Source organism: Shewanella sediminis HAW-EB3 (assembly GCF_000018025.1).
GTDB classification, from domain to species: Bacteria; Pseudomonadota; Gammaproteobacteria; order Enterobacterales; family Shewanellaceae; genus Shewanella; species Shewanella sediminis.
The window spans coordinates 457333-469758 of record NC_009831.1; the positions used below are offsets into that span (position 1 = coordinate 457333).

The following is a 12426-nucleotide window of genomic DNA, read 5'->3' on the forward strand; positions in this document are numbered from 1 at the left end:
CCGTATCAGCCTGTCGGTTCTTTATCGATTTTAGTTTGTCTGAGTTGTTGTATATGGGCACGCTTTATTAATGAGCTCAGGCTGTCATGTTGTTGCATGCGAGCGTAACCAATTTTTGTTTTATTGCCATTCAATAAAGGCGTAATGATCTCCTTTATCTGCTCGATGACCCTTAATGTGCCACCCTCCTTAGTATGGGGAAGCAATAGCAAGAGTTCCCCATCTTCTCTGTTTATTACCAAGTCCTGATCTCGCAGTAAATTCTCGATTCTGGAGATGAGTAGTGGAAGATTGGTTTGATAAACATCTGCAGTGTGAATGACGACGAGGCTTAGGGGATACCCAGCCTGTTTACTGTTACTGATTAACCGTTCGATTTTATGTTCACGGCTCTGTGGTTCAATGGCTAGTGGTGCCTGGATTGTTCTCTTCTTATACCTGATGGTTATGACACCTAAAATAAAGCCAAATAACAGTGTCAGTAGAATTGCGATATAGCCGGACTTAAACCCCTGGCCAACGTTTATCGATGAGTTGCTTTGTAATAACTCAGTTTTAAAGACCTGCTGTTGTCTGCTGACTCTGGCATTTAACTGAAGCAAGCGAGTATCTTTGATGAAGTTAAAGGAGTTTTCTGCCGCATCGAAACGCTTTAGTTGATACAGGTGAGCCTGTTTAAAGTCTCCAATACTCGCATAATAGCTGCCTAATACTTGATAGCTGAGTATCAACTCTGCGTAGTGAGATGTTCGCAATCCTGCACTTATTGATTTGTTGATTAACTTTAGTGCTTTGTCTGTGTTACCGCTTGCCAGCAACACTTCCCCTAATAAGCGCTGTGCTCTTAATTCCTCAATGGTCTTTTTCTGTTTTTTAAAGGTATTCAGGCTGATCTCGAGTAGTTGAATCGCACGGATGAAATTTTTTCTCTTATATTCGAGTTGAGCCATCTCTGTGTAACTGATTGCCAGTTCAAACGCAGTGCCTAATTCGGGAAGTAGAGTTTTGGCTTGCTGAATTAAGTTGTCACTTGAAGAATATTGATTCAACTGTGCCATCTTAGCCATGTGGGTTGTAAGTACAACCCGCACCTTGCCTTGAAACTCCTTTGAGTCTGCGGCGCGTTCAATAATCTCAAAAGCTTGTCTGATCTTCGTCTTCTTTGCCAGTAGCTTACTGAGTGGTATCTGAATATAGATGAGAGGAGGTAGAGTCCAACCCTGTTCTTGATTCTGTGCATCAGGGTAAATATCGATAGCTAAACTTAGATCTTCGAATGCGCTGCTATAGCTATCAACTTGTGTATCTATGATGCCTCTCAACCTCAGGCCATTGACTAAAGATTGTGGCTGTTTGAGCTCTCTGGACAACAAAATAGATGAGTCGAGTATGGGCAGTGCCTGCCTGAAATCACCGTAATTGGTAAATGCACCCGCCATACAGTTCAGAAAATAGGGGCGCGCCTGCTCAAGCTTGAGGATTTTGGCTTTGGCTTCGCTGATCCTGGCTAGGTTAATCGCCGCTTCGTTCTCACCTAGCTGTAAAAAGGTTTCACACCTGAATAGGGCAAGTCTGAGCTTTTCTGTTTCAGAGAGTTTTACCGGAGAGGAGATGGCTTCGAGATCGTTTATCTCAATTAACGCTGCACTTGGATATTGATAGATGAGAGTGTCGATCGTATCGAGTGGTACAGATGTACTCGCCCACACTGGCGCGAGCCAGAATGTCAGGCTTAGCACGACGATACGAAAATCCATTTTTGCCAGCTCCGGTTTATTTTTCAGATATCCATGAAGTATTGCATTATACCGAATTTAAATAAGATGTTGCATAAAAATTCAGCTGAGGGTGATTGATAGATGCTTGATTACAAAAATGGTGGTTCAAGGATGTTAAATGGTTAAAGTCTAGTGAAAGCTATGGTATGCAGAGGTTTTGGTGATATTAAAAATCGACTCGTCTGGTCTAATCTGTCGTTATTGAAAAGAATGGGGTTGACACCGGAAGGCTCACACGTTAAAAATTAAGCACTCGAACGATAAATGAACGCATACATAGTTATGCTTATTTGATAAAAAATGAAAATTAAAAGTGCATTACTCAACCTCCTCATTCTCATTCTCGCAGATTCTGCGCGGAGGATGTAGTGTTGCACGCTCGATAGAAGTACCAGCATTCACAAACCCCGCGCTAACAACCGCGGGGTTTTTTGTTTTATATCCCAACGATTTTTGATAAGCGCCAACAATATAAGTATCCACGGAGAAAACAGATGTCTAACCGAGTGATTATTTTTGATACAACCCTACGAGATGGCGAGCAGGCTTTAGCGGCGAGTTTAACGGTTAAGGAAAAGCTACAGATAGCACTCTCACTGGAGCGTCTTGGCGTCGATGTTATGGAGGTGGGCTTTCCGGTTTCGTCACCTGGTGACTTTAACTCGGTGCAGACGATTGCAAATACCGTTAAGAATAGCCGGGTGTGTGCTCTCGCCAGAGCGCTTGAAAAAGATATCGATGCTGCGGCGCAGTCATTATCCGTTGCAGACCAATTCAGAATTCACACCTTTATCTCTACATCAACTATTCACGTAGAGAGCAAATTGAAGCGCTCATTCGATCAAGTGCTTGAGATGGCAGTGGGTGCGGTTAAATATGCCCGTCGATTCACCGATGATGTTGAATTTTCCTGTGAGGATGCGGGTAGAACGCCTATCGACAACCTGTGTCGCATGGTTGAAGAAGCCATCAAGGCGGGTGCTCGTACCATCAATATTCCTGACACCGTAGGTTATACGATACCCAGCGAGTTTGGCGGTATCATCGAAACCTTGTTTAACCGAGTCCCGAATATAGATCAGGCGATCATCTCCGTTCATTGTCATGATGATTTGGGCCTTTCTGTCGCCAACTCGATCACGGCTGTGCAGCAAGGTGCCAGACAGATTGAGTGTACCGTTAACGGTATCGGCGAGAGAGCGGGTAACTGTTCACTGGAAGAGATCGCGATGATCTTATCGACGCGTAAAGATTCACTGGGTCTTGAGACCGGGATTAATGCCAAAGAGATACACCGCACCTCTAACTTGGTCAGCCAACTTTGCAACATGCCTGTTCAGGCTAATAAGGCGATCGTAGGCGCTAATGCATTCACCCACTCATCGGGTATTCATCAGGATGGTATGCTGAAGTCACAAAATACCTATGAAATTATGACGCCTGAAAGCATAGGCTTGCATCGTAATAATTTGAATATGACTTCGCGTTCGGGTCGTCACGTAATTAAGCACCGTATGGAAGAGATGGGTTACGGTAATAAAGATTACGATATGGATACCTTGTATGAGGCCTTCCTGCAGCTAGCCGATAAGAAAGGACAAGTGTTTGACTATGATCTTGAAGCGCTGGCCTTCATGGAAGCACAGGTCGATGAGGAGGCCGATTATAAACTTGCACAATTGGTCGTTCACTCAGACTCAACCGAAGGTAATGCAACCGCAACCGTGAAATTAGAGATCGACGGTAAAACGGTCACTGAGGCTGCGACCGGAAATGGTCCCGTCGATGCGGCTTATAACGCGATCGCCAGAGCGAGTCAGTGCGAGGTGAATATCACCAGTTATAAGTTGAGTGCGAAAGGCGAAGGGCAAAATGCACTGGGACAGGTAGATATTGAAGCCAACTACAATGAGCAGAGCTTCCATGGCGTCGGGCTTGCGACTGACGTGGTTGAAGCTTCGGTTCAAGCACTGGTACATGTGATGAACTTGACTTCCAGAGCCGATAAAGTAGCTGACTGTAAAGAAAAAATACAAAAAGACCGTAGTGAGCTGGGTGGTGTTTAACCCCTACGTGCCAGAATAGATAAAATTATAATTGAAGAGCAGGAGTTAGGTGTCGTATGAGTTATCAAATAGCGGTATTAGCCGGAGATGGAATTGGATCTGAAGTGATGGCCGAGGCGCGTAAAGTGCTGAGTGCTGTAGAGGAGCGGTTCGAGCTCGCTATTGAATACAGTGAATATGATATCGGTGGCGCAGCTATCGATAATCATGGTTGTCCATTACCGGAAGTCACTCTAAAAGGCTGTGAAGCGGCCGACGCCATTTTATTTGGTTCGGTCGGAGGTCCTAAATGGGAGCACTTGCCACCCAATGATCAACCTGAGCGTGGTGCATTACTTCCTCTTCGCGGTCATTTTGAGTTGTTCTGTAATATGCGCCCGGCAAAACTACATGCAGGTTTAGAGCATATGTCGCCGCTACGCAGCGATATCTCAGGCAAAGGTTTCGACGTGCTTTGCGTTCGCGAACTAACCGGCGGTATCTACTTTGGTAAGCCCAAAGGGCGTCAGGGTGAGGGAGAAGAGGAAGAAGCATTCGATACCATGCGCTATAGCCGCAAAGAGATTAGACGTATCGCCAAGATAGCCTTCGAAGCGGCGCAGGGTCGTCGTAAGAAGGTGACTTCTGTCGATAAAGCCAATGTGCTGGCATGTTCGGTGTTGTGGCGAGAAGTGGTCGAAGAGGTCGCTAAAGACTATCCCGATGTCGAACTTGAACATATCTATATCGATAACGCCACCATGCAACTGCTTCGCCGCCCTGATGAATTCGATGTCATGCTTTGCTCTAACCTGTTTGGTGACATTATCTCAGATGAGATCGCCATGTTAACGGGCTCTATGGGGCTACTTTCATCTGTGAGTATGAACAGTAAAGGTTTTGGTTTGTATGAACCTGCCGGCGGCAGCGCTCCCGATATCGCCGGGCAAGGCATTGCAAACCCCGTTGCTCAGATCCTATCTGCCGCATTACTGCTTCGTCATAGCCTGAAGCTGGAGAGTGCGGCGGTGGCGATTGAAGCGGCCGTAGGTAAAGCCCTTAGTGATGGTTACCTAACCGGAGAGCTACTGCCTGCATCGCAGCGGGCCAATGCTAAATCAACCTCTGAGATGGGTGATTACATAACTAAGCTGGTAAAGGAAGGAATCTAATCTCATGGCAAAGACATTATATGAAAAAGTATGGGACAGCCATGTGGTGGTTGAAAACGAAGGTCAGGCGCCGTTAATCTATGTGGACAGACATCTGGTTCATGAGGTGACGTCTCCACAGGCATTCAGTGGTCTGAAGGTCGCGGGGCGCAAACTGCGTGCACCGGAAAAAACCTTCGCCACCATGGATCACAACACGTCGACTAAGAGCGCAAGCCTCGATGCATTGAGCCCCATGGCCCGTATCCAGGTTGAAACCCTGCAGGATAACTGCAAAGAGTTTGGTGTTCGCCTGTATGACATTCATCATAAAAACCAAGGTATCGTCCATGTGATGGGTCCTGAGCTTGGGATCACCCTGCCCGGCACGGTTATCGTGTGTGGTGATTCTCACACCGCAACCCATGGCGCATTTGGTGCCTTGGCGTTCGGTATCGGCACCTCAGAAGTCGAGCATGTGATGGCGACGCAGACATTGCGTCAAAACAAAGCTAAGACGATGAAAATCGAGGTGCGTGGTCACGTCGCCGCTGGGATTACTGCTAAAGATATCGTGCTGGCAATTATAGGTAAGATTGGCATGGATGGCGGTACGGGCTATGTGGTCGAATTCTGTGGTGAGGCGATTGAAGCACTTTCTATGGAAGGTCGCATGACGGTGTGTAATATGGCTATCGAAATGGGTGCCAAAGCGGGCATGGTCGCTCCGGATGGGATCACTGCCGAGTACCTTAAGGGTCGTGAATTTGCGCCTAAGGGAGAGTCATGGGAGCAAGCTATAGCCGCATGGGCCGAGCTTAAAACAGATGAAGATGCCATATTCGATGCAAGCGTTGTGCTTGAAGCATCAGATATCGCTCCTCAGCTCACCTGGGGAACGAATCCGGGTCAAGTCGTCGCTATCGACGGTTTGGTACCAAACCCTGAAGATGAGTCTAATGCCACGGTTAAGGCCAGCATAGAGAAGGCGCTGGAATATGTGGCGCTTAGTGCAGGAACTTGTATGACTGATGTGAGCATTAATAAGGTCTTTATCGGCTCATGTACTAACTCTCGTATCGAAGATCTGCGTGATGCGGCGCTACATGCCAAAGGCCGTAAAGTGGCCGCGGGTGTCACCGCGATAGTTGTGCCTGGATCTGGTTTAGTGAAGGAGCAGGCAGAAGCTGAAGGGTTAGATAAGATCTTCCTCGAGGCAGGGTTTGAATGGCGTCTGCCGGGTTGTTCTATGTGCTTAGCTATGAATGATGACAGATTAGAAGCCGGTGATCGCTGCGCCTCTACCAGTAATCGTAATTTCGAAGGGCGCCAGGGACGAGGCAGTCGTACTCATCTCGTGAGCCCCGCTATGGCTGCAGCTGCGGCAGTAGCCGGTCATTTTGTCGATATTCGTAAAGCATACTAGGAGCATCAGAGTCATGAATCCATTTACTTCACACACTGGACTTGCAGTGATGATCGATAGTGCTAACGTCGATACCGATCAAATTATTCCTAAGCAGTTTTTATCTAAGGTGACCCGGGATGGCTTTGGGGTTCACCTGTTTCATGATTGGCGTTATCTCGATGAGGCAGGCGATGAGCCAAACCCCGGTTTCAGCCTCAACCTGCCAAGATACAAGGGCGCCTCTATCCTTATCTCTAAAGAGAACTTTGGTTGTGGTTCGAGTCGTGAGCATGCTCCCTGGGCATTAGCCGATTTTGGATTGCGAGCCATCATAGCACCGAGTTTTGCCGATATTTTTTATGGTAACTCGATCAATAATGGCCTGCTTCCGGTTCGTCTGACCGATGTTGAAGTCCAGCAGTTGATGGATGAAGTTGAGGCCAGTGAAGGCGCAGAGATCACGGTAGACCTTGAGGAACTCACGGTTACCTCTCCATCGGGTGCGGTATTTAACTTTGAGATAGCCGGTTCGGCAAGGCATAACCTACTTAATGGCCTGGATGCTATCGGTTTGAGTTTGGCTTGTGCGGATCAGATAGCCCGCTATGAGGCACAATTGCCGACTTGGAAAGCATAAAATGTTTTAAGCGTACGTTTGTACAAGCTTGGTAAAACAGAGAAGCCGAATGGATGTTTGTCCATTCGGCTTCTGTTTTAATGAGCAGGCACGTGATTTTAAGTCATTGAAAAATAATGGTGCAATACTATTGATGTTGATTTTGTGTAACAGCTGGGCCCCCGGCTAGTTATTTGTCCTGTGGTTTAAATCCTATTTTGGCGAACACTTGTCTCTATTGTTTTTATTTCTTAGTTGTTGATATATATATGATTTGTTGTGAGTGTGAGTTTGTTTCAATAATTTATGGCGACACTGACTTCATCAGTGTAAAAGTAAAAAACGTTTTAAAAGTCATTTGTGCTGCGTATGCGTTCCTGTTACCGAGTTTTTAGTGCTTTATACTGTTCTGTCTTCTGTGCTTGCAAAGATATGCTGCGTGGGTACACTCCCGCTCACAATGGTTTTGAGCTATTGCTCTAAATAACGCCAAGATCAATAAATTCAATAATGACTTTGAAAATGAGAGAGACAATGAACAAGCGCATTTTATCTATGGCCGTGGCTGCGGCGATTGTTGGATCGGTTACACAAGTTCAGGCTGCCGGGTTTCAGTTAGCAGAATACTCAGCAACCGGGCTTGGCCGTGCATTCGCCGGTGAAGCTGCCATGGCTGATAATGCCGCGGCGCAATTTCGCAATCCAGCCATGATGACTTACCTGTCAGGTACGCAAGTTGCTGGTGGCGCTATTTTGGTTATGCCAAATATCGATATCAACGGTGAAGTGACCTTTGTTGATGGTACAAATCCAACCTCTGCAAACGATATTGCTGATGATGCCGTTGTACCAAATTTCTATGTGACTCATCAGCTCAATGAACAGTGGTTTTTAGGTCTGGCCTTGGGCAGTAACTTTGGTATGGCGACTGAGTTGGATGACAGCTTCCGTGGTACTCAGTTTGGTAATGAAGCTTCTGTTACTACCATAGAGATCAATCCAAATATCGCATATCGCATCAATGAGCAGTTCAGTGTCGGTGCAGGTGTTCGTTTCGTTATTGGTGAAGGTAGCATAGGGGCAAAGAGTTCGGCCGATTCTGTTTTACCGACGCCTATGGGAAACCTGCCGGTACCTAAAGGGACCACGCTGAAATACATGGAAGGCGATGATACGTCTTGGGGCTGGCAATTAGGTGCCGCCTGGCAGATTAACGATAGTAACCGTATTGGGGTGAACTACCGCTCTGCCGTCGATCAAAATCTGGAAGGTGAGGCCAACGGTTTAGCCTTCAACCCAATGGATCCAACATTGAAGATGGATGGCGCCATGGAGTTATCTCTGCCAGCGACCGCAGAGCTTGCTTCTTTCCATCAGCTGACTGAGAAGTTGGCTATTCATGCCAGCATCAACTGGACCGATTGGAGCTCATTTGAAAAGTTGGAAGCCGTTATTCCTGCCCTATCTGAGCCTACTCAGCTAGTGAAGCAGGAAAACTGGAAAGACAGCTATCGCTTCGCTTTAGGTACCACTTATGATTTGAGCCAAAAATCGACCCTACGCGCGGGTGTGGCTTATGATAGATCTGCGGTCTCTGACGCCAACCGTACCCTGACTATTCCAGAGATGGATCGTCTGTGGCTGAGTGCCGGTTATGGTTATCACTATAGCGATAATCTCGACCTGGACTTCGGTGTGACATACATCTTTGCCGATGAGTCACCTGTGGTTGAGCCTCGCCCTGGGATTGAGTCTGATCGTTCTTCTGCACTATTTGGCGGCACATTCAGTGGTACTACTAGTGGCAATATTATGCTGGTGGGCGTACAGGCAAGCTACCGCTTCTAATATAGAACTTATTGAATAAAGGGGTCAGAGCTTTGCTCTGGCCCCTTTTTTACACCTTTAAAGTACCTTCTATATCAGCTAAGTAAATATTTTGTTAGCAAAATGAACTTCATAAGATTATATTCATCTAATGGATTACCCTATTAGCTAAGCACTTTAGAGCTTTATCTACGCTTTAAAGTGCAATACGTGTGTCTGATTTCATTGGTTCGACATACAGTAACGAAATATGAGGTGTACAATGAGGTCTTATCTACTCGCCGCCAGTTTAACTTTCCTATCCTTTACCTCACAAGCAGCTCCCACACCTACTGAAGTGGTCGAAAGTTTCATCCAGGCTTACAACAAGCATGACGTTGAATTAATGGTGCAGCATACGAGTGAGACTGTACGTTGGATGCATATCACTGGAACCAAAGTGGAGGTGGAAACATCAGACCGAACCGAGTTTGGTGCGGCGATGACTGACTATTTTGAGACACTTAAAGATGCCAATGCCACCATTCTCCAGATCATTGATTCAGGTAGTTATGTTAGTACGGTTGAAAGAGTGACCTGGGATAACGACGGTGAGCACCTTAGCCAGTGCAGTATCGGTACATTTAGGGTTAAAGCCGGAAAGTTAGCCGAATTTTGGTATTTCCCTGCCCATGCTTGTGATGAACAGCCTCCACAGGAGATGATTGAACAAGATGTTGTAGAGCCCGAGATCGGTGTTTTACAAGAGACTCAACAATAATCATTTTTCAGGCCGTAATATTGACGGTAAAAAGTGTGCGCAGTAATAGGGATCAGTTGTGGCTAAAAAGTATGTGGTGGCATTAGATCAGGGTACAACAAGTTCAAGAGCGATCATATTCGATCATGATGCCAATATTGTTTCTGTATCACAGCGAGAGTTTCCTCAGATTTACCCTCAGGCCGGTTGGGTCGAACATGATCCCATGGAGATATGGGCCTCACAGAGCTCTACCCTTATCGAACTGCTTGCTCGGTCCGGGATCCATGGTAGTGAGGTCGCTGCGATTGGGATCACCAATCAACGTGAAACGACCGTCATCTGGGATAAGTTAACCGGTAAACCAGTTTATAACGCTATTGTCTGGCAGTGTCGTCGCAGTAGTCATATCTGTGATGAGCTAAAAGCGCAGGGGCTGGAAGATTATGTGCGTGAGACAACAGGCTTACTGCTCGACCCCTATTTTTCAGGCACTAAGATTAAGTGGATCTTGGATAACGTTGCGGGCGTCAGAGAGAGAGCAGAAAAAGGAGAGTTACTGTTTGGCACTATCGATACCTGGTTGGTTTGGAAGCTGACCGAGGGAAAAGTGCATGTTACCGACCCCACCAATGCCAGTCGTACTCTGTTATTTAATATCCATACTCAGCAATGGGATAGTAAGTTACTGGAGGCACTGAATATTCCAGAGTCCCTGCTTCCTGAAGTTAAGCCTTCCTGTGCGGTGTACGGTAAGACCCGCATTGCAGGTGAAGGCGGCGAAATAAGTATTGCTGGCATTGCAGGCGATCAGCAGTCAGCCTTGTTCGGACAGCTTTGTATCGATGAGGGGATGGCGAAAAATACTTACGGTACAGGCTGTTTCTTGTTGATGAACACGGGTAAACAAGCCGTCAAATCTACCCATGGTTTGCTCACCACTGTCGCGATAGGTGCAGATTGTGAAGTGAATTATGCCTTAGAGGGCGCCGTTTTCATGGGAGGCGCGACGATTCAATGGCTCAGAGATGAACTGGGCCTCATCAGGGACGCACAAGATACCGAGTATTTTGCCTCAAAGGTGGAAGATACTAATGGGGTCTATTTAGTCCCGGCTTTTGTTGGCTTAGGAGCGCCATACTGGGATCCCAACGCTCGTGGTGCTCTGGTTGGGTTAACCCGTGGCTCGAATCGTAACCATATTATCCGCGCCGCTTTGGAAGCTATTGCTTATCAAAGCCGTGATCTGCTCGATGCCATGGCCAAAGATAGCGGTGTCATGCTCAAGCAGTTAAAGGTCGATGGTGGGGCCGTCTCTAACGATTTTTTGATGCAGTTTCAGGCTGACATCACCAATGTAGAAGTACAGCGGCCTGCCATTACTGAAACTACGGCTATGGGGGCGGCATTCCTTGCAGGATTGGCCGTGGGATTCTGGAGCTCGACCTCTGAGCTAAAACATAAAGCCGATATCGAGCGCACATTTATACCATCTATATCAGCTGAGAAGTGTGATGAGCTGTATTGTGGGTGGAACCGCGCCGTGACTCAAACGATTAAGAGTTGATGTTTTTACTCGACAGCCGAGTAAACAGATGACTTTAGGTGTATATCGAATCTGTGGTTTATTCGTGAGTTAAACATCAATATCGATATGGGGAAGGGGAGACTCGATGGCTTCTTGCTGCGCTTTAGCTAACTCTTCCTCTTGCTCTTTTTCCTTTTCTTTTTGGCCACGGCGATCGCCCCGCGGTGAGTCGCGTCGGTCTTCAATTGCGTGGCGACGTTCAAGGCTTGGTGGAAGTTGTGACTGAGGGGCCTCATGGCTGTCTGCCGCAATACCTTTCATGTATTCTGTCTCTTCAACGACCCGCTTTCGCTTTATCACTGGCGGAACGGGGCGAGCCAGCATGGCGTATAGACTGTCTAAACCAACCATATCTCCTCCTTTCTCTTAAGTATATATTCCTTTATCGGCAAGCGATGGTCAATATTTATACCGCGCTGTATGATTTTTAGTTAATTTTTAATGAGTTCACAGATAGGAGGGGAAGACATTTTAATTCCTGAACAAATTATGTCAGATCAGCAAAATCTGGTAATAAATTAGGACGCTGTTCCCACTTAAATATTAATTAATGATAAATAGTGTGTCGCACCTGTCTATTTTTTCTACTTTTTAGGGGTGTAGATCCACTTTTCCCCCTCATTATTTCCTGTTTTTACAATATTTTAAATTTGCTGCTAACCCGCTTGAATGCTGGATTTATAAATAGTTTACGCCCTTGACAAGGCTTGCGTTCTATCTCTAAACTTAGGTCTTGTGGGAAATTGTGGATATTTGTGGATCACTTACTGTTTAAGGCAAGGATAAGCTAACGTGTTTCGTGGGGCCAGTGCTATTAACCTTGATACAAAAGGACGGATCGCTATTCCAAAGCGCTACCGTGAGCCCCTGCACGCTGAATTTAATAGCCAAATAGTGATAACCGTTGATTTTCAATCTCCCTGCCTCTTGCTCTATCCATTCGATGAATGGAGTAAGATCGAAGCAAAATTACTACTACTCTCCGATACCCGGGCTACAGAAAGAGCCATGAAAAGGCTACTTTTGGGCTATGCCCATGAGTGTGAGCTCGATGGGAACGGTAGAATATTACTACCTCCACCGCTTCGTCAATATGCCAATTTAGAGAAGCGAGCAATGTTAGTGGGGCAGTTGAATAAGTTTGAACTTTGGGATGAAACTGCTTGGCAGAAGCAGATAGAGCAAAGCCGAGAGACGATTCAAAGCGAAGAGTTTGCTGATAATGAACGTCTTGCCGATTTCTCACTGTGATCAGTGAAGCTAAATAGATAGAA

10 protein-coding genes are annotated in these 12426 nt (G+C 46.4%); 8 read left to right on the forward strand and 2 right to left on the reverse strand.

What is annotated here, in order from left to right:
• Positions 1 to 5 precede the first annotated feature (5 nt).
• Positions 6 to 1757 carry a tetratricopeptide repeat protein gene (locus SSED_RS02015; RefSeq protein WP_012140742.1) on the reverse strand — a complete coding sequence of 584 codons (1752 nt, stop codon included), beginning with the start codon at positions 1755 to 1757 and terminating at the stop codon, positions 6 to 8.
• A 515-nt stretch (positions 1758 to 2272) separates the two neighbouring features.
• Between SSED_RS02015 and leuA the strand changes: the two genes are divergently transcribed.
• The 7 genes from leuA (at position 2273) to glpK (ending at position 11131) form a co-directional block, all read left to right on the forward strand.
• Positions 2273 to 3844: a 2-isopropylmalate synthase gene (leuA, locus tag SSED_RS02020; RefSeq protein ID WP_012140743.1), complete on the forward strand. Its 1572-nt coding sequence runs from the start codon at positions 2273 to 2275 to the stop codon at positions 3842 to 3844.
• Between the two features lie 56 nt (positions 3845 to 3900).
• On the forward strand, positions 3901 to 4995 hold the full coding sequence (leuB, locus tag SSED_RS02025; RefSeq protein ID WP_012140744.1) for a 3-isopropylmalate dehydrogenase: 1095 nt from the start codon (positions 3901 to 3903) through the stop codon (positions 4993 to 4995).
• Positions 4996 to 4999: 4 nt separating this feature from the next.
• A complete protein-coding gene (leuC, locus tag SSED_RS02030) occupies positions 5000 to 6400 on the forward strand; it encodes a 3-isopropylmalate dehydratase large subunit (RefSeq protein WP_012140745.1) in 1401 nt (466 codons plus the stop codon).
• A gap of 13 nt (positions 6401 to 6413) precedes the next feature.
• On the forward strand, positions 6414 to 7019 hold the full coding sequence (gene leuD, locus SSED_RS02035; RefSeq protein ID WP_012140746.1) for a 3-isopropylmalate dehydratase small subunit: 606 nt from the start codon (positions 6414 to 6416) through the stop codon (positions 7017 to 7019).
• 513 nt (positions 7020 to 7532) lie between these two features.
• Complete coding sequence (locus tag SSED_RS02040; RefSeq protein ID WP_041421493.1) at positions 7533 to 8846, forward strand: outer membrane protein transport protein; 1314 nt, start codon at positions 7533 to 7535, stop codon at positions 8844 to 8846.
• Between the two features lie 241 nt (positions 8847 to 9087).
• Positions 9088 to 9585, forward strand: a complete 498-nt coding sequence (locus SSED_RS02045; RefSeq protein ID WP_012140748.1) for a nuclear transport factor 2 family protein — start codon at positions 9088 to 9090, stop codon at positions 9583 to 9585.
• Between the two features lie 58 nt (positions 9586 to 9643).
• Positions 9644 to 11131, forward strand: coding sequence for a glycerol kinase GlpK (glpK, locus tag SSED_RS02050; protein WP_012140749.1), 1488 nt, complete (start codon positions 9644 to 9646; stop codon positions 11129 to 11131).
• 69 nt (positions 11132 to 11200) lie between these two features.
• Here the strand turns inward: glpK and SSED_RS02055 are convergent, their stop codons facing one another.
• The gene (locus SSED_RS02055) at positions 11201 to 11503 is read right to left on the reverse strand and encodes a hypothetical protein (protein WP_012140750.1); all 303 of its coding nucleotides are present in this window, start codon (positions 11501 to 11503) and stop codon (positions 11201 to 11203) included.
• A 441-nt stretch (positions 11504 to 11944) separates the two neighbouring features.
• On the opposite strand from SSED_RS02055, the gene mraZ reads away from it, so the two are divergent.
• A complete protein-coding gene (mraZ, locus tag SSED_RS02060) occupies positions 11945 to 12403 on the forward strand; it encodes a division/cell wall cluster transcriptional repressor MraZ (protein ID WP_012140751.1) in 459 nt (152 codons plus the stop codon).
• Positions 12404 to 12426 lie beyond the last annotated feature (23 nt).

Excerpts from the sequence above, each read along its gene's own strand:
- leuC (WP_012140745.1), top strand. The coding sequence starts at position 5,000 with ATGGCAAAGACATTATATGAAAAAGTATGGGACAGCCATGTGGTGGTT.
- SSED_RS02040 (WP_041421493.1), top strand. The coding sequence starts at position 7,533 with ATGAACAAGCGCATTTTATCTATGGCCGTGGCTGCGGCGATTGTTGGA.
- SSED_RS02045 (WP_012140748.1), top strand. The coding sequence starts at position 9,088 with ATGAGGTCTTATCTACTCGCCGCCAGTTTAACTTTCCTATCCTTTACC.
- leuA (WP_012140743.1), top strand. The coding sequence starts at position 2,273 with ATGTCTAACCGAGTGATTATTTTTGATACAACCCTACGAGATGGCGAG.
- SSED_RS02015 (WP_012140742.1), bottom strand. The coding sequence starts at position 1,757 with ATGGATTTTCGTATCGTCGTGCTAAGCCTGACATTCTGGCTCGCGCCA.
- SSED_RS02055 (WP_012140750.1), bottom strand. The coding sequence starts at position 11,503 with ATGGTTGGTTTAGACAGTCTATACGCCATGCTGGCTCGCCCCGTTCCG.
- leuD (WP_012140746.1), top strand. The coding sequence starts at position 6,414 with ATGAATCCATTTACTTCACACACTGGACTTGCAGTGATGATCGATAGT.
- leuB (WP_012140744.1), top strand. The coding sequence starts at position 3,901 with ATGAGTTATCAAATAGCGGTATTAGCCGGAGATGGAATTGGATCTGAA.